The organism is Erwinia artemisiae, assembly GCF_051400835.1.
GTDB classification, from domain to species: domain Bacteria; phylum Pseudomonadota; class Gammaproteobacteria; order Enterobacterales; family Enterobacteriaceae; genus Erwinia; species Erwinia aeris.
Genome location: NZ_JBLFFM010000001.1, coordinates 130,293 through 152,531, shown reverse-complemented (window position 1 = coordinate 152,531; position 22,239 = coordinate 130,293). Strand labels below are relative to the sequence as shown.

Here is a 22,239-nt window from a genome sequence, read left to right as displayed (position 1 = left end):
TGAACTATCATTGAGTTACTGGCTTCAATTCCAGGCCTGTTCCGACGGCGGCAGCGTCATGGCAGGTCGTAATGAAAACGGATGTTTGTCGCTACTGATGTAACGTCGAAAACCGGTTTTAAAAAAGGGGTGCGCTATGACGACTATCTTTGATGAGTCCATTACGAACAGCCAACGACTCAGCGACGGTCCCGACTGGACGTTCGATCTACTTGACGTCTACCTTGCAGAAATTGACCGCGTCGCCAAACTCTATCGCCTTGATACCTATCCGCATCAAATCGAAGTCATCACTTCTGAACAGATGATGGACGCTTATTCCAGCGTCGGGATGCCCATCAACTACGCGCACTGGTCATTCGGTAAAAAATTTATCGAAACCGAACAGCGCTATAAGCACGGTCAGCAGGGCCTGGCTTATGAAATCGTCATTAACTCCAATCCGTGTATCGCCTATCTGATGGAGGAAAATACCATCACTATGCAGGCGCTGGTGATGGCGCACGCCTGCTATGGCCATAACTCCTTTTTTAAAAATAACTACCTGTTCCGCAGCTGGACGGATGCCAGCTCTATCGTTGACTACCTGATTTTCGCCCGTAACTATATCAGCGAGTGTGAAGAGCGCTACGGCGTGGAGGAAGTCGAACGGCTGCTGGATTCCTGCCATGCGCTGATGAACTATGGCGTCGATCGCTACAAGCGCCCGCAAAAGATCTCCTTGCAGGAGGAGAAGGCCCGTCAGCGCAGCCGCGAAGAGTATCTGCAAAGCCAGGTGAACATGCTGTGGCGCACGCTGCCGCGTCGCGAAGCGGAGGCGACCCATACCGAAGCAGCACGCTATCCCAACGAGCCGCAGGAAAACCTGCTCTATTTTATGGAAAAAAACGCGCCTCTGCTGGAGTCGTGGCAGCGAGAAATCCTGCGTATCGTGCGTAAAGTCAGCCAGTATTTTTATCCGCAGAAGCAGACGCAGGTGATGAACGAGGGCTGGGCGACCTTCTGGCACTACACCATCCTTAATCATCTGTATGACGAGGGCAAAGTCAGCGAGCGCTTTATGCTGGAGTTTCTGCACAGCCATACCAACGTGGTTTATCAGCCGCCCTATAACAGCCAGTGGTATAACGGTATTAACCCTTACGCGCTGGGCTTCGCCATGTTTCAGGATATCAAGCGCATCTGTCAGGAGCCGACGGAAGAAGATCGTTACTGGTTCCCGGATATTGCCGGTTCAGACTGGCTGGAAACGCTGCACTTCGCGATGCGCGAGTTCAAGGACGAGAGCTTTATCAGCCAGTTCCTGTCGCCCAAAATCATGCGGGATTTCCGCCTGTTTACGGTGATGGATGACGATCGCAATAACTTCCTGGAAATTGCCGCTATCCATGACGAGGCGGGCTATCGGGCGATCCGTCAGCAGCTTTCCGCGCAGTATAATTTAAGCAACCTGGAGCCTAATATTCAGGTTTATGATGTCGATCTGCGCGGCGATCGCTCATTAACGCTGCGCTACGTGCCGCATAGCCGCGCGCCGCTGGATAAGAGCCGCCGCGAAGTGTTGAAGCACGTGCATCGCCTGTGGGGCTTTGATGTCCATCTGGAGCAGCAAAACGACGACGGCAGCACGGAAATCCTCGACCGCTGTCCGCCCCGACCTTCTTCCCTGTAATAACCTGAAAAGCCGGTGCTGAAGACCGGCTTTTTTACGGCTTATCCAGAGATTTTACAGGAATACTAACGACGTATGCCGGATTCAGCGGGCATGGTGTTTTGCATGCCGTGCCAGATTTCACCGCTGCGATGGCCGTAATCGCGCACCGTTTCCACAATCTTGTCCAGCTGCTGGGCCTGACAAATCGTCAGCAGCTGCTGATAGAATTCACGCGCCACGCGACGCGCTTCCGGATTTGAAAAATAGTGACGGCCTACGCGGGTGTACAGCCCTTTCAGCCCGTTAAGGATCAGGCCGTAGATAGGATTACCGGAGGCAAAAGCCAGCCCGCGAAAGATATTGTAATCCAGCTCGGTATAGGCTTCCGCCTTGTCTTCTACCTGCTGCGCGGTGACCAGAACCGCCTCAGCTTTATCCGGATGAATACGGATAGCGCGGCGAATAAATACGGAGGAAATATCGGTGCGAACCGAAAGCAGGCTGTCGATAAGCTGCGGCACGCTGTCATGATCGAGACGCGCCAGCGTTTCAAGGATGCTTAAGCCCGAGGTTTCCCAGAAATTATTTACCCGGGTCGGCTTGCCGTGTTGAATGGTCAGCCAGCCGTCGCGCGCCAGGCGCTGCAGCACCTCACGCAGCGTGGTGCGGGTCACGCCGATCAGCTCTGACAGCTCGCGCTCAGCAGGCAGAATTGACCCCGGCGGGAAGCGGCTGTTCCAGATACTTTCGATAATATATTCTTCAGCGAAGCCCGCAGGGCTCTGGGCCTTAATAACCATAGCGTATTGTTTCCGTTGCGTTCAGGGCTGCAAAAATTCGGCTCATCATACCAGATGGCTTAGCCGTCACCTAGACTGACGAAAGCGTAAAACGCTGCCGAAATCGCATTTCTCCTGAAATTAAGCCCTTGATTTACGTTATTAAGCCGTGGCCGCTTTCAGCGCGCCGTCGAAGCGATACATTTTTTTACACAGCGGCTAAGCCGCGCCGTATTCAGCAGCGTAAATTTACCGCATAGTGGCTGGCACGGCAGCCCTTTTGGTTTACACTGCCGGTTCAACGCTTATTACAGGGATTGATTATGTTGCACTATTTTAATAGCCGTTCTCGTGGTCGCGGCGCCTGGTTGCTGATGGCGCTGACGGCTTTTGCTCTGGAGATGGTTGCGCTCTATTTCCAGCACGTGATGCTGCTAAAGCCCTGCGTGATGTGTATTTACGAACGCTGCGCCCTGTTCGGTATTCTTGGCGCTGCGCTGGTGGGCGCTATTGCCCCCAAAACGCCGTTGCGCTGGGTGGCGATCCTGATTTGGATCTATAGCGCCGTGGAAGGCGTGCGTCTGGCATGGGAGCATACGATGATCCAGCTGCATCCGAATCCTTTTACCACCTGTGATTTCGCCGCCCGCTTCCCGCAGTGGCTGCCTCTTGATAAGTGGCTGCCGTCGGTATTCGTTGCGACGGGCGACTGTGCGGAAAATCAGTGGTCGCTGTTTTCGCTGGGTATGCCGCAGTGGATGACGATTATCTTTGCCGCCTACCTCGTTGTCGCCCTGCTGGTGCTGCTTGCGCAGTTTTTCACGCCGAAAAAACGCGATCTTTTTTCCCGCTAAACGCACTCCTCCTCCCGGTCGTGCCCGTTGTCTGCGGGCGGCCGGGCTTTGCCTTTTCCCGCAGGCCGCGTTGTCAGCCCTTAACAAGGCGGCTACGCTTTAGGCATACTTCGATGCGAAAAGGGAAACTATGAAAAACATTGCGTTAGCCCTCTCCTTTGCTTTTTCCGTTACGCTACTCTCCGGCTGCGCCCACTGGGGCGCCAATGATACGCACAGCCCGCCGCCGGCGCCGCCGAGTGGACAGCAGCCTCCGGGCGCACCGGGCGGCAGCGGCCCTGTCGGTCAGCCTCAGTCCTGAACCCGCCTCCCCTGAAGTCACGCGCTCAGGGGATTTTTTTGTCTTTCTCCCTCCGGCACCTTAAAGCCAGGCCGGGTTCAGAACGTCATTTCACCGTTTACCTCCCCTTTTTTAACCTGCTTAAAACATAAGAAATATTGTTAAGTTAATATCACGCCGCTTATTAAATCGTAACGAGCTAATCGCGTAAATATATGAAATAAATAATAAAAAACACCATTGCCAATTCTTCACCAAAGGAATACAGTGCAGTTACTGTATAAACATACAGTTAAAAACTCACTAACAAAGGATGGAAACATTATGGCTGATACACTGATTTTTAATGAAGTTGCTTCATTCGCCGCGCTGCGTGCTCGCAAACCTGCCGCTGAAGGCGAACGCGTTTTCCTGAGCTCCTGGAATGCCCGCGCTGCCGGCGACCGCTCTGTCACCTTCGGCGAAGGTTGGTTTACCGGTTATCTGGTCGCGGCGGCGGACGACGGCGGCTTTATCGCCAGCAACGGCGGCGCGTACCACTGGCGTCGCGACAGCGATATTGAAGCGTTAACCGTTCATGACTTCGGCGCCGTACCGGGCGGCAAGGTTGACTGCGCGCCTGCCGTTAAGGCGATGTATGAATTTATGACCGGCAGCTTCGCCCGCGGCTTTACCGACGGCCTTTCCAGCAAAGTCGGTATCCGTTTCGGCACGGGCACCTACCTGGTTAAGCCGCTCGACCTGCGCACCTATGGCGACAAAATCCCGGCCAACCATTCGGAACTGCCTTATAACCCAAGCGGCTACTTCGCCGCCGGCGATTTCGTGATGCGCGGCGTGACCACCAGCTTCGGCAAGCAGATCGGCACGCGTATTATCTCTGACAAATCCGCTTCGGCCGTGCTGGCGCTGAACCACCGCTACTTTTCCATCTACGGCATTGAGTGGGAAGGCCAGCAAACGGTGAAGCAGGACGAAAAAACCAATATGCTGATTGGCGCAACGGTGGGCGTTTTCAACGATACCGCCTCCAATAAACAGCCGTTTATCACTAACGAATGCGTGGGCGGCACCTTTGCCAACGTCTCCTACTTTAAAGCCAGCAATACCGGCGAAGCGGCGATTTACTACCTCGACAGTCTTGACAGTAAATTCACCCAGATTTACTGCAGCCGCGTGGCGGGCCCGGTGATTAAGGTAGGCTGGAGCAACCGTCCGTCCGGCGCCTGGGATCACTCCACGGCGATTGAGCTTACGGAATTTAACTTCCAGTACTGCTATGCGCCGGCTATCTGGATCCCTCGTCATGGTCAGGGCCTGATCCGTAACGGCTGGATCGAACACAGCGCCGTTCCGATGGATATCAACAACGGCCAGTGGCTGATTGAAGCGCTGAGCATTGAGTCCTCTACCTACGATGCCGTGTTCTTTAATTCACGCGTTATTATGTCGCAATGGTCAAATCCGACCGGCGTGGAGTACGACCGCACTTCTGCGCCAGGCAGCGCAACCTGGTTCAGCTATCCGAAAAACCCGGACGGCAGCGATATTGTCGCCAGACTCTCCGGGTATGAAATGGGCATGTCGCTGTTTCAAAACAGCGGCACCTATCTGGACCATCCGCTGCGCGCGCAGTGGCTGAGCGGCGTGCTGCGCGGCACCATTGACAGCAGCCAGCGCTGGTTGAATATCGGTACGTTTCGGATGCCGAAAACCGGCAGCCACTGGAAAATTGAGGTGGACTGCCGCAGTACCTACGGCGGCATCGGTGGCGACACCGCCATGCCGATCCAGAACGACCGTGCAGCCGGTACGCTGCATATCCACGTAGCGCGTGGCGCGGGCTCGGTTCCGGCAGTAAGCTACTGGATGGAAGGCACGCCGGGTATTAGCGAAGTGCAGTATATCCCTCAGGATTTTAACGATATCCTGCCGGGCCTGTGGGTCAAGCTGCCTGATACTATTGCAGAATATGGCGTGCACGTTCGCGGCACAGGTGAAATGCGCGAGGATAACGGCAGCTGGGCAAGGTTTACGCCGAGCGGCGTGACGCAAAACGCAGCGCCGGAAGGTGGCGTGGCAGCGCAGGCGCGGATGTCAATGAACAACGGCCAGGCCGGTTTTGGCGCGCAGGATGATGTCGCCGGGATCAGCACCCGCTCCCAGGCTTCGACTACCGTGCCGGTAGAGCAATCTAAACCACGGCAGTGGATGCGCATTAACGTCAACGGGATTGAATACGCGATGCCTTATTACGCCTTTACGCCGCAGATTGATACCCAGCCGGCAGCCACGGTTTCCGTTGCGGCGGGCGGCACGTTAAACCTGACCGTTGCGGCTAAGGATGCGGCAACCTGGCAGTGGCAGAAATCGACCAACGGCACCACCTGGACAAATATCGCCAATGCCAAAAGCGCTACCTGGAGCAAGGCAGCCGTCACCAGCGCCGATGCCGGTCAGTATCGCTGCGTGATCAAGGGACAGGTCGGCGCCGTTGACACTTCCGTCACCACCAACCAGGTGACCACGAACGTCTCAGTGGTCACCGTCACGGCTTAATGTAATACGGGGTGGCGACGCCTTTCGTCACCCCGACCCCGGCCACAGGCCGCATTGAAAACGTTCCGGCCAGAACGTCAGGATGCGCGACTGTGGCTGCTTTATGCCCCCATGCCTTTATGTACCACCTCCAGCACTTTTCCCAGATCCTGTACGTCAACCTGCCCCGACGCCGAAGCATCGCCAAACATGGCGAAAGTCAGCGCCGAACCGGACAGTTCTCCGCTCATGCGTGACAGCACGCCCGTTTCACCCATCGACATCGTTAACAGCGGGCGCTGCGCATAATGCTGATGCATATCCAGCGTAGCGTTAAGCAGGGTCAGCACGTCTTCCGGGCCTTTCGGCATCGCCGCCAGCTTCAACACATCCGCGCCGCGCCGCTGCTGCTCGCTCAGGCGGGCGATAATTTCCTGAGCAGCAGGCGTAGCGTGCAGTTCATGGCTGGAGAGAATGACGTATTTCCCCTGCTGATGTGCCAGCCCGATCAGCGGATCGGTCAGGGCGCTGTCGCGATACATTTCAATATCCAGCAGATCGAACTGGCCATCCTTCAGCAAGGCGTGATACAGCGCGGCATACTTTTTATCGCTGATAGCCTTCTTGCCGCCTTCAGCTTTGGTACGAAACGTCAGCAGCAATAGCTTGTCGCCAAGACGCGAGAACACCTGCCGCGTTAAAGCCGCCATCGCGTCGGTATCGTCCACGTTGTCCAGCGGATCGAGCCTTAGCTCCAGCATATGAAAATCGCTTCTGTCCGCAATCTTATCAACGAAAGCCAAAACCGCCTTTTCGCTGCTGTCAGTGGTGGGAATAATCACTTTGGGCTGCCCTTCGCCAATAGCGATCCCTTTCAGTTTCAAAACGGGTTTATCAAGCTGAGGCGGTGTCGAAGCTTCGGAGACTGTGGCGGCGGGTGTGGAAGACATAAGCGAAAGGGCGACCAGTGTGCCCCCGCAACCGATAAACTCTCTGCGATGCATAACGCTTTACCTCCTGGTTAAGGGTAAAGATTTTAAGCATAGCAAAGGAAATCAGGGCGGTAGCGCACTGCCCTTGACGGATGCCAGACGCTAATCGATCTTGCGACAGTCGTACGAGCCGGAAATTTTTATCTGGCTGCGGCTACTACGCAATACCTCAACATCCAGCGTGGCGCTACCCGCCTTATTCAGGTACGTCATCCCGTAATCGCCCTGAAATTTGGTAGCGGCCACGGTCCAGTGCATTTTCACATTGTCGACATCGCCTTTCTGCTGCAGCCAGCTAACCTGCTGCCTGCGGGTTTTTACGCCGTCCACGGTCGCCCAGCTGCCGTTCGCCGTCTGCCCGGCCAGACGAAAAGGCCCGCATTTAACATCCGCTAAAGCAAGCTGTGGCAAAGCAAGTGCCACGGCAAGCATGGCAAGAGGAATCGGTTTCATTTTTACCTTGCTAATATCACTATCCACTGTTGAAGCGAGCATCTGGTGTTCCTTATTGAGTACACTGGGAGCAATACCCTGTAGTGGCATTCACATCTATTGAATAATAGCTTACTTAGCGTTTAGCGATGGGCGCCTTGCGTTTAATAAGCCGCTTTTTCTGCCTTGCTCCAGGAATTATGCAACTTTATTATTACCCAGGAAACACTGCTTTATTCTGGCATCTTTATTCTGCATGACTATGCTTTATGCATTCTTAGACTGATGAGCCTTTGCTATGCAAAACTTTGATCCGCAGATGCTGTTGCTGCTTTATTTTGTGCTGCCTGTCTGGCTTATTGCCGGTTTTGCCGACTATTTGTGTCACAGAGCCACAAACATAGAGACTACCGCCGGGCTGAAAGAAACCTTTATTCATCTTCTGATGTTTCTGGAAATGGGCACCCCGCTCCTCGCTGCGCTTTTTCTGGATATCAATGCGCTGGTGATTGGCTTTATGATCGTGATGTTCTTCTGCCACGAAGCAACAGCATTATGGGATGTCAGCTATGCCGTAACCGCCCGGCGAGTATCACCTGTTGAGCAGCATATCCACAGCTTTCTGGAGATGGTGCCGTTAATGGCGCTGTTGCTGGTGATTTCGCGACACTGGTCGCAGTTTCTGGCGCTGTTCGGTCTGGGCGTAGAGCCTGCCCGCTTCGATCTTCATCAGCGAGCCGATCCTTTACCTGACGCATATATTGCCTGTGTTCTGGCCGGGATCTTGTTTTTTGAACTTATACCTTATCTGGAAGAATACTGGAGGGGTAAGAAAGCAAAAAAGAAAGGCGCTATTAAGGGTGCTTAATCCGGACTGCAAAAAGTACGCGACAAAATATTTACCGACTCTGAATAAACTATTCGCTTACCCTGAATAAAGTTAACCCCGGCACAAAATGCCGGGGTTGGCGTATCAAGCGATATATTTCCGTTCGCTTTTATTCAGACTTACGTCCGCCGCCGTGGCTATGTTCGCCACCTTTTTTGCCTGCTTCTGATGCTTTCTCACGGTCGTTAGCGAAATTACCGCCGCTGTTTTGACCACCTTTTTTACCTGCCTCAGAGGCTTTTTCACGATCTTCTGCAAAGTTTCCAGAACCGCCACGATGTTCGGCCATAATTTCCTCCTGAATATAAACTTCATTAGTTAATTGGCAACCGGCTTTTACGCCGGGAATTTCGTGTTGCGTTATTAAGTCTAGATAAAAGGTTTATATTCGCAAATATGTTAACCGCTTCGCTTAATAAAAAATTATACAAGCACACCGACGTGTACAAATTTAAATATAATGTGCGCATCATTTTCCTTTCAGGAATAATAATTTATCTAATGGAATAAGAATAACCCTAAAGGCGAAAGAAACAAAAAATTACATTTTGATATTTAATAAAACATCAATGAAACAGATGCATTGCCCTACCTCGCTGTTTACCTTGTAGTTCTGTGCGCATATCTGTGGGCAGACTGCTCACTAACAGACTGCTTTTGTTTAGCTCTCTTGGGTGAAACTATGCGAACGGCCGAAGGCCAAATGACGAAGCGCAACGCTAGTGCGTTTGAGCTTGTTTTAAGCGTGCTAAAGCTCATCTCTCGGAATGGGGATAACAGCCGGGCCTGCAAACAGAGCGGGACGACTGTCCCGCAGTTAGTCTGCGCTTTTATCGTTAACGTGCGCAACAGAACAGCTATTGCTGCATGTCAGCAAGCGTTTTTTCCTCAGTCGTATCCTCGACGACCATGACCAAAGGGCATTTTTTAACCTTACAGGCCTGGGAGTAGGCGAGTTCACAAACCTCACACAGATCGCGTACCTCTGATTCGTATTCATATTCCATAAAATAACGAAACGTAGCGCTGCGCGATGCTGTTCTCCAGAACCTCTGCTGTTCCAATATTTCATCAAGCTGCCTGAAAGTCAGGGCTGAAGGGTTATGGAAACCCACTCTCACACGGTATGTAGTCATACCCTGATTATTTGCAGAGTGACGTAACTTATCCAGGCGGTGCTGATTCTCATTGAGATAGGCAAAACCTAAACTGCGTAGTCAGATAGCAGCCGGGACTGAAGATATTTGTCAGCCCGTTAATGCATTTTGGCAAATCAATCTACTTGCCGTACCAGCGCGGCTTATTGATGATGTGATCTTCCCAGTCCTGCACTTCGCTTTCACGTACGGCAATATGGCGAACAGAAATACGTGCCGCGTGCATCGCCGCCTTGCTGCCGCTGCGCAACGGATGCCAGACGGGCAGATTCTTGCCTTCTGCCAGCACCCGGTAAGCACAGCTCGGCGGCAGCCAGGAAAACGTCGGCAGGTTATCGCGCGTCAGCTTGATACAGTCTTCTTCCAGCTCAAAGCGGCGTTCGTAGTTACGGCACTGGCAGGTTTTAATATTCAGCTGATTGCAGGCGACGTTAGTGAAGTAGATTTCATCCGTATCGGCATCCTGCAGCTTGTTCAGACAGCACTGGCCACAGCCGTCGCACAGGGATTCCCATTCCTCATCGCTCATTTGCTCCAGCGTCTTTTGCTGCCAGAAAGGGGTATCACTCATTTTGCTGTCCTGTTTAGTTAAAAGCCCGCACCTTATAAACAGTTCGGGCCTGAGTTGCAAGTCTTACAGCACGCGCGTCGCCACGCCGCGTCCGCCCAGCGACACTTCCAGCGTATCGCCAGAGGACATCGGGCCAACGCCTTCAGGCGTGCCGGTCAGGATAATATCGCCCGCGCGCAGCGTGAAGAACTTACTCATATAGGCAATCAGCGGCAGGATTTTATGGATCATATCCGCAGTGGAACCCTGCTGACGCACTTCGCCATTGACGTTCAGCTTTAGCTCGATATCCTGCGGATCGGCGCCCAGCTCGCTGGCGGCAATAAAACCGGAAACCGGGCAGGAATTGTCGAAGCCTTTCGCTTTTTCCCACGGCTGTCCCGCTTTTTTACAGCCGGCCTGCACGTCACGCAGCGTTAAATCCAGCGCCACGCCGTAGCCTGCAATAGCTTTCGCCACGTGCTCTTCCGTTGCCTGTTTCAGCGTGGCGCCAATCAACACTGCCAGCTCAACTTCATGATGCACCGCGCCCAGATCTTTCGGGATCGACAGCGGCTGACGAAGATCGCACAGCGCGGTTTCCGGCTTGATAAACAGGACAGGCTCAGCAGGCGTCGCGCTGCCCATCTCTTTAATATGTTTTGCATAGTTGCTGCCTACGCAGACCACTTTGCTCACCGGGTAATCTAATAAAGCGCCCTGCCAGTTATGATGCTGATACATACTGTTCCCCTGCCTGTTTGCGTGAGTGGTCAGTGGACCACATCCTGTTGAGAAATGGCGTCGGCCATCATGCCGATACTGATGGCGAAATAATATGATCGGTTCCAGTGCATAATGACGCGGAAGTTGTCGTAAACCATAAAGGCCCGGCCCGGCGCGTCGTCGGGCAAAATAATCCAGCTGCGCTGCGCATTATCCGGCAGCGGCGCATCATCGCTGAAGCGTACGCCCAGTTTTTGCCAGTCGCCAACCGATTTCGCCTGGTCGGTTTTCAGCCCTGCCTGCGCTTTAGCAAAATCGACCGGCAGGATCACCTCCTGGCCCCAGCGCCCGCCGGGCTTCCAGCCTTCCGTTGCCAGATAGTTGGCCGTAGAAGCAAACACATCCTCCACGTTATTCCAGATATCGATTTGCCCGTCGCCGTCGCCGTCCGCGCCGTAGCGCAGGAAAGAAGAAGGCATAAACTGATTCTGCCCCATCGCGCCAGCCCAGGAGCCCTTCATCTGCGCCGCGCTGATATGCTGCTGCTGAATAATCCGCAGCGCCGCCATCAGCTCTTTAGTGAAGAAGGCTTCGCGGCGTCCTTCAAAAGCCAGCGTAGAGAGCGCAGAGACGATCTCTTCTTTTCCCTGGATTTTGCCGAAGCTGCTTTCCATCGCCCAAAGCGCCACTATATATTCCGGCTGCACGCCATAACGCTGGCTGGCCGTTTGCAGCTGCGGCAAATACTGCTGGAAGTTTTCGCGCGCACGCTGCTTTTTCCATTCCGGCAGCACGCGCGTCAGATAGTCGTCCAGCGTGACTTTCTTTTCTAACTGGTTACGGTCGGCAGAAATAGCGCGGTCGACGAAATGAATATTGCTGAAGGCAGTGTCGATAGTGGCGGCATCTATGCCCTGCTCCCGCGCCTGGCGCTTAAGCTCCTCGACATAGGCGGGAAACTCCGCCGGATCGCGCCCGGTTGCGGCCAGCGTGGTTTTCTGCTGCGCCGGCGCGGCGTTTTTTTTCTCAAGGGCTTTACTGTTCTTGCTGGCACAGCCGGCCAGCAGCAGGGAAAAAATAAGCGTGGTGAAGAGAGGTTGCTTCATAAAAGGCCCTTTTTACGTGCTTCCCGCCGTCAATAATATCCGGCGGGAAGAAAAGCGGTGGGGAAATAGCTTGCAGATGATTCCTAATTAATCTTTTTTACCTTTTTCCAGATGCATCTTAAGCAGACTTTCCATCGGCGGCGGCACTTGTAAATAATAACCTTGCTCCAGCAGCGCCGTTTTCACTTTTGCCTGGTCCGCATTGGCCAGGCGTTTACTGCCGTCCAGCGGCAGGACCATCGCCAGCTGGGGTTTACCAAATCCCTGAAGCAGTTCAGCAGGCACGCGCGAGAAATCGTCTTTTTTTTCAACATAAAGATAAGTCTGGTCACGTTTAGGACTTCTGTAGATCACACAAAACATATTTTTTACTCGAATTAACCTGGTCGGTGGCTTGCCTGAATATAGCAGTAACTATAACATGCTTGCTGAACTTCGGAATATCGTCCGGGCGCGATTAACCGTCACTCTGACGGAGATTTCGCCGGGATTTGAAATAACAGGACTGAGCGGGACAGATGTCACAAACGCCAATCGAGTTAAAGGGCAGCAGTTTTACTCTGTCTGTAGTTCACTTACATCACCACGATGCGGATGTGGTGCGCCAGGCGCTTCAGGATAAAGTCAGCCAGGCTCCCGCTTTCCTGAAAAACGCGCCGGTTGTGCTGAATGTTTCCACCTTAAACAGCGAGGTTAACTGGCGGCAAATGCAGCAGGCTATCGCGTCGACCGGCCTGCATATTGTCGGCGTCAGCGGCTGCAAAGACGAGGCGCTCAAGCGCATGATTGTTCGTGCCGGCCTGCCGCTGCTGTCTGAAGGCAAAGAACAAAAGCCCGCGCCTGAAGCGCCGGAACCGGCTAAGCCCGTTGAGATCCCGGCGGCCAGAACGCGCGTCATCAACGCGCCCGTTCGCTCTGGCCAGCAAATATACGCGAAAAACAGCGACCTGATCGTCACCAGCAGCGTCAGCGCGGGTGCCGAACTGATAGCCGACGGCAATATCCATATCTATGGCATGATGCGCGGCCGGGCCTTAGCCGGGGCCGGCGGCGATCGCGACTGCCAGATTTTTTGCACGAATTTATCCGCAGAGTTAGTGTCCATTGCCGGTGAGTACTGGATTATGGACCAAATCCCTGCTGAATTTTTTGGAAAAGCGTCACGTCTTTGCTTAAAAGATGGCGCCCTGACTATACAGACACTGAACTGAGCCAGGCTCACGAGCCCTTTCTTTTCTTAAGGAAAATTATTATATGGCACGCATTATTGTTGTTACATCGGGTAAAGGAGGCGTGGGCAAAACCACGTCCAGCGCGGCCATCGCTACCGGTTTAGCCCAGAAAGGTAAAAAAACCGTCGTAATCGATTTCGATATCGGTCTGCGAAATCTCGACCTGATCATGGGCTGTGAGCGCCGGGTAGTCTACGATTTCGTTAACGTCATCCAGGGTGACGCCACGCTTAATCAGGCGCTGATTAAAGATAAGCGTACTGAAAATCTGTTTATCCTGCCTGCTTCACAGACGCGTGACAAAGATGCCCTGACCCGCGAAGGCGTGGAAAAAGTGCTTAACGATTTAGCCACGATGGCGTTTGATTTCATCGTATGCGATTCACCGGCGGGTATTGAAACCGGCGCGCTGATGGCGCTCTATTTCGCTGACGAAGCGATTATCACCACCAACCCGGAAGTCTCCTCTGTCCGCGACTCCGACCGTATTCTCGGCATTCTCTCTTCCAAGTCTCGCCGCGCGGAAAACGGTCAGGATCCGATTAAAGAACATCTGCTGCTCACCCGTTACAATCCGGGGCGCGTTAGCCGCGGCGATATGCTGAGCATGGAAGACGTGCTGGAGATCCTGCGCATTCCGCTGGCGGGCGTGATCCCTGAAGATCAGTCCGTGCTGCGCGCATCTAACCAGGGCGAACCGGTCATTCTGGATATCGATTCCGACGCGGGCAAAGCCTATGCCGATACCGTCGATCGTCTTCTGGGTGAAGAACGTCCCTTCCGCTTCATTGAAGAAGAGAAGAAGGGTTTCCTGAAACGCCTGTTTGGGGGATAAAACATGGCCTTACTTGATTTCTTTTTATCCCGTAAAAAAAGCACAGCCAATATAGCCAAGGAACGGCTGCAGATTATCGTGGCGGAGCGCAGGAGGGGCGACGCCGAGCCTCACTATCTGCCGCAGCTGAAAAGAGACATTCTGGAAGTTATCTGCAAATACGTGAAGATCGATCCGGAAATGCTGAGCGTTAAACTGGATCAGAAAGATGACGATATCTCCATTCTGGAGCTTAACGTGACGCTGCCTGAGGCAGAAGAAACCCCGAAATGAGCCTTTGCCACGCCTGACTTTCCCCTGCCTGTTTGCAGGGGAAAAGGGCTGCGGGCAGCCCGCGTCGTTAGTAGTCTGCCAGCAACGCCAGAATGTCGTCGCGCAGCAGATCGCCCCGCCAGCCGTCGAGCAGCTCCGGCGTCCCCATCGGTTTCAGCTTCCAGTGCCAGTTCAGCAGCTGATTAATCTGCCGCCGCGAGGCCAGCAGTTCCTGACTGACGCCGTTTTTCTCCGCCGCTTCCGCCATTAGTGCCTTCAGCGCTTTAAAGACTTTTTTATAGGCGGGATTGTCGATCAGGTTAGCGACCGGCTCTGGCAGTTCGCTTTCCGGCAACGCATTGGCCTGCGCCACCATCGCCACCAGCGCCTTGCCGTGGAATCGTATTTCCTGGCCGCCCAGGCCAAGGTGATCCAGTTCGCCCAGCGAACCCGGCATATACCGCGCCACCTTCCAGAGGTTCTCTTCCCGCACCACAAAATTCACGGCCATGTCTTTTTCACGCGCCAGCTCCAGACGCCATGCGGCCATCAGGCGCAGCGCGGCAAGCTGGCGAGGACGCAGCTGCCAGGCATTGGCGATGTCGCGCCAGGCCTCTTCCGGCACCACAACGGTACGGCGACGCTGACACAGCAGGCCACACTCGTTCAGCGCGGCGTCGAGCCGACCGGCAGCTTCGGCTTCCGCCATCAGTTTCTGCGCAATCGGCAGCAGATACCAGACGTCCGCGGCGGCATAGTGACACTGCTTTTCCGTCAGCGGACGCGCCAGCCAGTCGGTGCGCGATTCGCTCTTATCCAGCGCGATGCCGGTAAAAGATTCCACAATGGTGGCAAAACCGCAGGAGAGCGGCCGGCCGGTGAAAGCAGCCAGGATTTGCGTATCAATCATCGGTTCCGGCAGCACGCCATACTCATGCAGGAAAACTTCCAAATCCTCGCTGCCCGCGTGCAGATATTTAATGACGTTTTGATCGAGGAGCAGCTCACGAAACGGCGTCCATTCGCTGATGGGAAGCGGATCGATCAGTGAAACCCGCTCGCCGTCAAACAGCTGAATCAGTCCAAGGCCGGGATAATAGGTGCGGGTGCGAACAAACTCGGTGTCCAGCGCCACGGCGGGAACCTGACGGGCGGCCTGGCACACTTCGGCCAGCGCCTCGTTGGTGGTTATCATGGTGTAATTCAAGGTGATCCTCTCGCTGCGGCTTCTTGTGCCTCAGTGTGGTTCAATAAAAACGCCGGCTTAACCGGCGTAGAAGTTACTGGCGTGCGCCTGACTACGGCTACGGCGTCGTTTTTGCCGACGCGTCGCGCAGCTCGCGGCGCAAAATTTTGCCGACGTTGGTTTTCGGCAGCTCGTCGCGGAATTCGACAATCTTAGGAATTTTATATCCGGTCAGATGCTTCTTACAGTGGGCGATTAACTCTTCTTTGGTCAGCGAGGCGTCTTTTTTTACCACGCAGATCTTCACCGTCTCGCCTGCTACCGCATCAGGAACGCCTACCGCCGCCGCCTCGCGCACTTTGGGATGCAGCATAGCCACATCTTCGATCTCATTAGGATAAACGTTAAAACCGGAAACCAGAATCATATCTTTTTTCCGATCGACGATGCGAATAAATCCTTCCGCATCGACGGTAACAATGTCGCCGCTGTGCAGCCAGCCGTTTTTCAGCACCTCGCCGGTGGCCTGCGGATGATTCCAGTAGCCCGGCATAACCTGCGGCCCTTTAATGCAAAGCTCGCCCGGTTCGCCCGGCGCTACCTCGTTACCCTCGCCGTCCACGATGCGGATATCGGTCGACGGCACCGGCAGGCCGATGCTGCCGCTGTGGTAACGGATATCGTAAGGATTCACCGAAACCAGCGGCGAACACTCCGTCAGGCCGTAACCTTCCAGCAGATAATGACCGGTAAGCTTCTCCCAGCGTTCGGCAACGGCTTTCTGCACGGCCATGCCGCCGCCCGCCGATAGCGACAGGCTGGAAAAATCCAGCTGCTGGAAGTCTTTGTCGTTCAACAGCGCGTTAAAAAGCGTGTTGACGCCGGTAATGGCGGTAAAGCGGTTTTTCGCCAGCTCTTTCACCAGCCCCGGAATATCGCGCGGATTGGTGATCAGCAGGTTCGCCCCGCCCAGATCGATAAACAGCAGGCAGTTCACCGTCAGCGCGAAAATATGATAAAGCGGTAAGGCGGTCACTACCGTTTCTTCGCCCGCTTTCAGCAGCGAGCCATAGGTCGCCTTGGTCTGCTCCAGGTTGGCCTGCATATTGCGATGGGTCAGCATCGCCCCTTTCGCCACGCCTGTCGTCCCGCCCGTATACTGCAAAAAAGCCAGATCGTCGTTCACGATCGCAGGCCGGACATACTGCATCCGGTAGCCTTCTTGCAGCACGCGACGGAAGGAGATAGCGCCCGGCAGATGGTATTTCGGCACCATCCGCTTGATATAGCGCACCACAAAATTAACCAGCGTGCCCTTAGCCGGGGAAAGCTGGTCGCCCAACCGGGTCAGGATCACGTGCTTAAGCTGCGTTTTCGCTACCACTTTTTCCAGCGTATGGGCGAAGTTTGACACGATGACGATGGCGCTGGCGCCGCTGTCGTTAAGCTGGTGCTCCAGCTCGCGCGGCGTATAGAGTGGATTGACGTTAACAACAATCATGCCTGCACGCAGAACGCCAAACAGCGCAATCGGATACTGCAACAGGTTGGGCATCATCAGCGCGACGCGATCGCCCTTTTTCAGTCCCAGTCCCTGCTGGAGATAGGCGGCGAAAGCCCGGCTGCGCTCTTCCAGTTTACGATAGGTCATCGCCTGGCCCATGTTCATAAAGGCGGGCCTGTCGGCATAGCGGTTAGCGGCGTGTTCGAAAAGATCGATCAGGGAAGGATAACGATCGGCATCGATTTCTGCGGGAACATCTGCAGGGTAGCGGTTCAGCCAAACCTTATTCAAGGAAACACCTCGGAAACTCAACGTTGTCGTCATCACAACCTCTTAACTGCTCCATCTGTTAACATTATATTAACTCAGCGTACCAGTTTGCTGGCCCGTTCCGTTTTGAGGTTGCGAAGCATATCACTAATTTCTTCTCGTTTTGAGAAGCCAAAAAATAACCCGACGGCCGGAAACCAGCCGTCGGGTCTGTAACGCTCGGTCTGAGCGCTATTCGGTCAGGATAGTTTGCACTTCCGCTGGCCCTGGATTATAGAACATCATTCCCGGCGGCGGGCCCCAGTAGCCGCCACGATGGCGACCGCGCGGCGGGCCATACCAGATCCAGGGATCCATCGGCGGCTGCGGTGAAACAACCTGCTGCGTCAGGCGCCAGCGCTGATAGCCCGTCACGGCGACCGTGACAAACTGGTAGCTCGCCTGGCCGATTTCGCCCTTTTCCGTGCCTTTGATCGTACCGACAACCGTCACCATCTGATTATTGAGGTCGACAGGATCGACAAAGCCGTTGATATCCGCATAAATACGGCCAATCGACGGACTGCCCAGCAGCGGACGCGCAAAATCGTCCAGCCGCATGGCGGCAATCTCCAGCCGGGTCGAGCCGTTCTGATTGGTGACCTTCACCACCTTGCCGCCAAAGCGCGACTCCTGGCCGACATACAGCTGCGGCGCATTCAGCACCCGCGCCAAATCCTGCTGCGGCGTAGGCGAATGCCCTTTGACGGAATCCGGCACGCTGGCGCAGCCCGCCAGCAGCAGGGAAATTAACAGCAAACTACCTGACCGCAATAACCGTTTATTACGCATAAAAACTCTCCAGGGATACTACTCACTTTGACTCCTTTCGGGCCAATTAGTTGCTGAGTTTTTCTCTGCCCGGCTCGTTTCACGCAGCTTAAGGCGCGGCGCGGCCAGACTTATTCCCTGCCCGGCAGCTTTTTCCAGGTGACTTCGTTGCGCAGGTAGGTCGGTTCCGCCTCTTCCGGCAGCACCGTATTGCCTGCCGCCAGCTCAAGCGCCGCCAACGGGATCATATCTTCCGCACAGGGCAGCGTTACCTCGGTCGCCTGTAAGGTCAGCGTACTCTCCGCGCTCAGCTGCGGATACGCCTGCCAGCCGGTTCCCACCATCGCCCAGCTACCGTTCAGCTGCGTCATACGCGCCAGCGCGTCCTCTGGTTTGAGCACCGCTTCGGTCTCTTCTCCCTGCCAGACGCCCTGCTCGTCGCGCTGATACTGTGCCCAGTACACTTCGCCCATACGCGCATCTATCGCGGCCAGCACGCGATCGGCGCCCTGTAAACGCCAGGCGCTCTGCGCCATGGTCTTCAGCGTCGACACGCCGATTAACGGCAGCGCCGCGCCCAAAGCCAGCCCCTGCGCGATGCCGGTTCCGATACGGACGCCGGTAAAGCTGCCCGGCCCTTTACCGAAGGCCAGTCCGTCCAGTTCGTTCAGGGTCAGCGCTTCTTGTTGCAGCTGCGCCTGCACCAGCGGCAGGATACGTTGCGTATGTTCGCGGGCGCACAGCTCAAAATGCGCCGTGACCTTGCCATTATTCAGCAACGCGACCGAACAGGCCTCGGTGGCCGTATCAATAGCTAAAATTCGCATGGATTTTTACCTCAGGCGGGACAAAATTTTCGGCGCGCAGCATAGCATACTGCGCGGGTAATTACTGCGGCCGCAGGAAATCCACCGCCTGTTGAATATCCCGCGTACGCGGCGTGGGCGGCAGGCTGTTCAGAAACACCGCGCCGTAGGGACGCATCACCAGGCGGTTATCGCAGATCACCAGCACGCCGCGATCGTCAACGTCGCGGATCAGGCGGCCGACGCCTTGTTTAAGCGTGATAACCGCGTCCGGCAGCTGCACCTCGTCAAACGGATCGCCGCCGCGCAGCTTACAGTCTTCCATGCGCGCTTTCAGCAAGGGATCGTCAGGCGAGGTAAACGGCAGCTTGTCGATAATGACCAGCGACAGCGCATCGCCGCGCACGTCCACCCCTTCCCAGAAGCTACTGGTCGCCACCAGCACCGCGTTGCCTGCCGCGATAAACTGTTTTAACAGCTCGCCTTTGCTGGTTTCTCCCTGTAGTAATACGGGCAGCGTCAGCATGGCGCGGAACTGCTCGGCCAGCTCGCGCATCATCTGATGCGAGGTACAAAGGAAGAAGCAGCGGCCGTTGTTAGCCTCGATCAGCGGCAGCAACATGCGCGCCAGCTGTCTGGCGCCACCGGGCTGATTGGGCGAAGGCAGATTGCGCGGCACGCACAGCAGCGCCTGGCTGGCGAAATCGAACGGGCTATTAAGGATCAGCGTTTCTGCGCCAGCGACGCCCAGCCTTTCAACAAAGTGGGTCATCTGCTCATTTACCGCCAGCGTGGCGGAGGTGAAAATCCAGCTGGCTGGGCGCTCGTCCATTACTTCCCGGAAGCGATCCGATACCGACAGCGGCGTCAGCGCCAGCACAAAATGGCGGCTGTTGCACTCATACCAGTAGCTGAAACCGGGCTGCGAGACATCTTTCAGCCGCTTCAGCCTGCCGCGATAGAGCGCCGCCCGTTCAAAGGCCGCATCCAGCAGCGCCGAACGGCCCAGCGACAGCTTCGCGACGTCATAACAAAGCTCCAGCGCATCGTCCAGCAGCAACAGCGCGCGCTGAATATTGGCGTTATTAAGGACTTCCCGCAGATTGCCGCGAAAGCCGGGATCGCCCAGCGCCAGGCGGAAATCCTGCGCGCTTTGCGCCAGCCGATCTGCAGATTTTTGCAGCTGCTGGGCGTCACGCACCTCGGTGCGATAGGCGATGGTGATGTCTTTGGCGAGATCCAGCAGCTGCTTGCTGGAAAGCTGCTGGCCGAAGTACTGGCTGGCGATATCCGGCACCTGATGCGCTTCATCAAAGATCATCACGTCCGCCTCCGGGATCAGCTCCGCAAAACCGCTCTCTTTTACCACCATATCGGCCAGAAAGAGATGATGGTTCACCACCACCACATCCGCGTCCATCGCTTTGCGGCGCGCTTTCACCACGAAACAGTCCTGATAGAGAGGACAGTCGCTGCCCAGGCAGTTGTCATTGGTGCTGGTGACCAGCGGCCAGACCGGGCTGTCTTCCGCCACGCCGCCGCAGGTGCTGATATCACCGTCCACCGTTTCGCTCGACCAGCCGCGCAGGTGCACCAGATCGCTCATCGCCTGCGCCGCCAGCTCGCCGCCCGCCATCGACTGCTGCTCCAGCCGCTCCAGGCAGAGGTAGTTCGAGCGCCCTTTCAGCAGCGCCAGTTTCCCTTTAAATGCTAATGCACGGGCGACCGTAGGCAAATCGCGGCTGTAAAGCTGATCCTGAAGCGCTTTAGATCCGGTAGAAATAATGACTTTTTTACCCGAGCGCAGCGCCGGTGCCAGGTAGGCATAGGTTTTGCCGGTTCCGGTGCCCGCTTCTACTACCAGCTCGCGCTTGTTATCGATGGCCGTTGTGACCGCCTCCGCCATCAGGCGCTGAGGTTCGCGTGGCTTAAAGCCTGGAATGGCCTGCGCCAGCGCGCCGTCTGCTGCAAAATCGTTTACCACGTATCCTCACCGCCCGTTAAAAAAAGCAGGCTATTATGGCAGTATTACCGTAAGGATACAAACCAATACAAATCAAAAGGTTATAGCTGAATCAGGCATGTTATGCCGCGAACGGACACAAAGAAAGGGGGGGCAGAAAAGGAGGAGGCTGCGCCACTGTAGCGAGGCGCTTATAGTATTAACACTGCTTTATTTTCCCTGGTGAAAGAATCATCTTTAGCGGTGTGGGTAAGGCCAGCTATGATCCCAGCCCGACGCCGAAAGCAAGCCGGTCGCGATAAAATAGACCAGCAAAACCGCAAAAACGGCTATGGCTATTTTTTCAATTAAAACAATAATCTTAGAAGATTGCATACGAATACCCCTTATTTTACCAGTGGATTTGCCTGCCAGAGCAAAATTAGAATGTTACCGGTAAAATCGCAAGCCTTTCCCTTTATCAATTCAATTAACTTTGTTAATGCATATTTCGTTTTTATAGCCACATCCCGCCACGGGCCTTACAGCAGCCTGAGCTGTTTATCCTTTGTCGGGTCTTTTTTGCGGCGCGGCGCGGGAGGCTGCGGCCGCTGCATCTCCAGCCGCAGCCAGTGCAGGATCGCCTGCACAACCCACGCCTGCTGCGCTGCCGTTAGCGGCTGGTGCGCAGGTATCTGGTGCCATTTGCTCAGGCAGTCGCGACAGCAGGTGGCCGTGGCATGCTGGGCAATAAATACCGGATGACCGCGCATCGGCGTTTGCTTGCCGTCATTAACCGGCTCTGCGGGAGCAAGGCGCTCACGAATAAAGTCAGCAGCATGCGCGACGATCTCCTCTTCGCCCTTGTCCAGGCAATAGCGGTATTCGCGGTGGCCTAAATGGAATTTTTGCCGAAACGGCGAGCGCGACAGGCGCAGAAAAAGATCGTCAATGGCGGGCATAATCAATCCAGGCAGAAAAAGTAAGGCAGAGCGCCAGCATAGCATTCTCCCGCCGCCGACAGGAATGCTGAGGGATGACAACCACGCAGGCATTATGCCAGGCTATCGGCCACTAAAGTGATAACAAGAGAGAACCTGATGCCTATTGATCGTCTTGACCCGGAACACCGCATGTCGGAAGCGGTTGTGCATAACGATACGATTTATTACACCAGCGTGCCGGAAAACCTGGAGGAGGACGCCGAAGCGCAGACGGCTAACGCGCTGGCGGTAATCGACCGCATCCTGACCCGCCTGGGCTCGGATAAAAGCCGTATTCTGGACGCCACGATTTTTCTGGTACACAAAGAGGATTTTCCGGCGATGAACCGCGCCTGGGACGCCTGGGTGTCGCCAGGCAACGCGCCGGTGCGCTGCACCGTGCAGGCCGGCCTGATGAACCCGAAATATCTGGTTGAGATCAAGATCGTCGCCGCCAGATAA

General features: G+C 55.1%; 25 protein-coding genes. 9 read left to right on the top strand and 16 right to left on the bottom strand.

Going from position 1 to position 22,239, the window contains the following annotated elements; translation table 11 throughout:
- The first annotated feature begins 136 nt into the window (after positions 1-136).
- On the top strand, positions 137-1,672 hold the full coding sequence (locus ACMGEE_RS00750; RefSeq protein WP_436829480.1) for a SpoVR family protein: 1,536 nt from the start codon (positions 137-139) through the stop codon (positions 1,670-1,672).
- Between the two features lie 65 nt (positions 1,673-1,737).
- Here the strand turns inward: ACMGEE_RS00750 and fadR are convergent, their stop codons facing one another.
- Positions 1,738-2,454: a fatty acid metabolism transcriptional regulator FadR gene (fadR, locus tag ACMGEE_RS00745; protein WP_253453719.1), complete on the bottom strand. Its 717-nt coding sequence runs from the start codon at positions 2,452-2,454 to the stop codon at positions 1,738-1,740.
- Between the two features lie 302 nt (positions 2,455-2,756).
- Between fadR and dsbB the strand changes: the two genes are divergently transcribed.
- The 3 genes from dsbB to ACMGEE_RS00730 all read left to right on the top strand — a co-directional run bounded on the left by dsbB (position 2,757) and on the right by ACMGEE_RS00730 (position 6,126).
- Complete coding sequence (gene dsbB / locus ACMGEE_RS00740) at positions 2,757-3,287, top strand: disulfide bond formation protein DsbB (protein WP_253453716.1); 531 nt, start codon at positions 2,757-2,759, stop codon at positions 3,285-3,287.
- A gap of 130 nt (positions 3,288-3,417) precedes the next feature.
- Positions 3,418-3,588: a hypothetical protein gene (locus tag ACMGEE_RS00735; RefSeq protein ID WP_253453713.1), complete on the top strand. Its 171-nt coding sequence runs from the start codon at positions 3,418-3,420 to the stop codon at positions 3,586-3,588.
- A gap of 303 nt (positions 3,589-3,891) precedes the next feature.
- Positions 3,892-6,126, top strand: a complete 2,235-nt coding sequence (locus ACMGEE_RS00730) for an immunoglobulin domain-containing protein (protein WP_436829479.1) — start codon at positions 3,892-3,894, stop codon at positions 6,124-6,126.
- 101 nt (positions 6,127-6,227) lie between these two features.
- On the opposite strand, the gene aroD is transcribed toward ACMGEE_RS00730, so the two are convergent.
- Both aroD and ACMGEE_RS00720 read right to left on the bottom strand, forming a co-directional pair.
- On the bottom strand, positions 6,228-6,989 hold the full coding sequence (gene aroD, locus ACMGEE_RS00725; RefSeq protein WP_436829478.1) for a type I 3-dehydroquinate dehydratase: 762 nt from the start codon (positions 6,987-6,989) through the stop codon (positions 6,228-6,230).
- Positions 6,990-7,199: 210 nt separating this feature from the next.
- Positions 7,200-7,592, bottom strand: coding sequence for a hypothetical protein (locus ACMGEE_RS00720; protein ID WP_436829477.1), 393 nt, complete (start codon positions 7,590-7,592; stop codon positions 7,200-7,202).
- 235 nt (positions 7,593-7,827) lie between these two features.
- Between ACMGEE_RS00720 and ACMGEE_RS00715 the strand changes: the two genes are divergently transcribed.
- Positions 7,828-8,397, top strand: a complete 570-nt coding sequence (locus ACMGEE_RS00715; RefSeq protein WP_436829476.1) for a diguanylate cyclase — start codon at positions 7,828-7,830, stop codon at positions 8,395-8,397.
- A gap of 130 nt (positions 8,398-8,527) precedes the next feature.
- Here ACMGEE_RS00715 and ACMGEE_RS00710 read toward each other — a convergent pair whose 3' ends face one another.
- From ACMGEE_RS00710 to ACMGEE_RS00685, 6 genes are all read right to left on the bottom strand, one after another.
- The gene (locus tag ACMGEE_RS00710) at positions 8,528-8,707 is read right to left on the bottom strand and encodes a con-10 family general stress protein (protein WP_301252782.1); all 180 of its coding nucleotides are present in this window, start codon (positions 8,705-8,707) and stop codon (positions 8,528-8,530) included.
- A gap of 568 nt (positions 8,708-9,275) precedes the next feature.
- Complete coding sequence (locus tag ACMGEE_RS00705; RefSeq protein WP_436829475.1) at positions 9,276-9,554, bottom strand: hypothetical protein; 279 nt, start codon at positions 9,552-9,554, stop codon at positions 9,276-9,278.
- Between the two features lie 142 nt (positions 9,555-9,696).
- The gene (gene ycgN, locus ACMGEE_RS00700) at positions 9,697-10,146 is read right to left on the bottom strand and encodes a cysteine cluster protein YcgN (RefSeq protein ID WP_253453697.1); all 450 of its coding nucleotides are present in this window, start codon (positions 10,144-10,146) and stop codon (positions 9,697-9,699) included.
- Between the two features lie 63 nt (positions 10,147-10,209).
- Positions 10,210-10,869, bottom strand: a complete 660-nt coding sequence (locus tag ACMGEE_RS00695) for a fumarylacetoacetate hydrolase family protein (RefSeq protein ID WP_436829474.1) — start codon at positions 10,867-10,869, stop codon at positions 10,210-10,212.
- Between the two features lie 29 nt (positions 10,870-10,898).
- Positions 10,899-11,957 carry a lytic murein transglycosylase gene (locus tag ACMGEE_RS00690; protein WP_253453691.1) on the bottom strand — a complete coding sequence of 353 codons (1,059 nt, stop codon included), beginning with the start codon at positions 11,955-11,957 and terminating at the stop codon, positions 10,899-10,901.
- Between the two features lie 87 nt (positions 11,958-12,044).
- A complete protein-coding gene (locus ACMGEE_RS00685) occupies positions 12,045-12,320 on the bottom strand; it encodes a YcgL domain-containing protein (RefSeq protein ID WP_253453688.1) in 276 nt (91 codons plus the stop codon).
- Between the two features lie 155 nt (positions 12,321-12,475).
- On the opposite strand from ACMGEE_RS00685, the gene minC reads away from it, so the two are divergent.
- From minC to minE, 3 genes are read left to right on the top strand one after another with little or no spacing between them, the layout of a single operon-like run.
- A complete protein-coding gene (gene minC / locus ACMGEE_RS00680) occupies positions 12,476-13,168 on the top strand; it encodes a septum site-determining protein MinC (protein ID WP_369894648.1) in 693 nt (230 codons plus the stop codon).
- Positions 13,169-13,211: 43 nt separating this feature from the next.
- On the top strand, positions 13,212-14,024 hold the full coding sequence (gene minD, locus ACMGEE_RS00675) for a septum site-determining protein MinD (protein ID WP_125287791.1): 813 nt from the start codon (positions 13,212-13,214) through the stop codon (positions 14,022-14,024).
- A gap of 3 nt (positions 14,025-14,027) precedes the next feature.
- Positions 14,028-14,297 carry a cell division topological specificity factor MinE gene (minE, locus tag ACMGEE_RS00670; protein WP_253453681.1) on the top strand — a complete coding sequence of 90 codons (270 nt, stop codon included), beginning with the start codon at positions 14,028-14,030 and terminating at the stop codon, positions 14,295-14,297.
- Positions 14,298-14,364: 67 nt separating this feature from the next.
- Here the strand turns inward: minE and rnd are convergent, their stop codons facing one another.
- The 7 genes from rnd to ACMGEE_RS00635 form a co-directional block, all read right to left on the bottom strand.
- Positions 14,365-15,471, bottom strand: coding sequence for a ribonuclease D (gene rnd, locus ACMGEE_RS00665; RefSeq protein ID WP_301729718.1), 1,107 nt, complete (start codon positions 15,469-15,471; stop codon positions 14,365-14,367).
- Between the two features lie 109 nt (positions 15,472-15,580).
- The gene (gene fadD, locus ACMGEE_RS00660) at positions 15,581-17,257 is read right to left on the bottom strand and encodes a long-chain-fatty-acid--CoA ligase FadD (RefSeq protein ID WP_253453677.1); all 1,677 of its coding nucleotides are present in this window, start codon (positions 17,255-17,257) and stop codon (positions 15,581-15,583) included.
- Between the two features lie 210 nt (positions 17,258-17,467).
- The gene (locus ACMGEE_RS00655; RefSeq protein WP_253453674.1) at positions 17,468-18,067 is read right to left on the bottom strand and encodes a Slp family lipoprotein; all 600 of its coding nucleotides are present in this window, start codon (positions 18,065-18,067) and stop codon (positions 17,468-17,470) included.
- A gap of 110 nt (positions 18,068-18,177) precedes the next feature.
- On the bottom strand, positions 18,178-18,873 hold the full coding sequence (tsaB, locus tag ACMGEE_RS00650) for a tRNA (adenosine(37)-N6)-threonylcarbamoyltransferase complex dimerization subunit type 1 TsaB (protein WP_253453671.1): 696 nt from the start codon (positions 18,871-18,873) through the stop codon (positions 18,178-18,180).
- 61 nt (positions 18,874-18,934) lie between these two features.
- A complete protein-coding gene (yoaA, locus tag ACMGEE_RS00645) occupies positions 18,935-20,836 on the bottom strand; it encodes a DNA repair helicase YoaA (RefSeq protein WP_253453668.1) in 1,902 nt (633 codons plus the stop codon).
- A gap of 216 nt (positions 20,837-21,052) precedes the next feature.
- Positions 21,053-21,190, bottom strand: coding sequence for a hypothetical protein (locus ACMGEE_RS00640; protein WP_436829473.1), 138 nt, complete (start codon positions 21,188-21,190; stop codon positions 21,053-21,055).
- 146 nt (positions 21,191-21,336) lie between these two features.
- The gene (locus ACMGEE_RS00635) at positions 21,337-21,756 is read right to left on the bottom strand and encodes a DUF4186 domain-containing protein (RefSeq protein ID WP_436829472.1); all 420 of its coding nucleotides are present in this window, start codon (positions 21,754-21,756) and stop codon (positions 21,337-21,339) included.
- Positions 21,757-21,894: 138 nt separating this feature from the next.
- On the opposite strand from ACMGEE_RS00635, the gene ACMGEE_RS00630 reads away from it, so the two are divergent.
- Positions 21,895-22,239, top strand: coding sequence for a RidA family protein (locus ACMGEE_RS00630; RefSeq protein ID WP_436829471.1), 345 nt, complete (start codon positions 21,895-21,897; stop codon positions 22,237-22,239).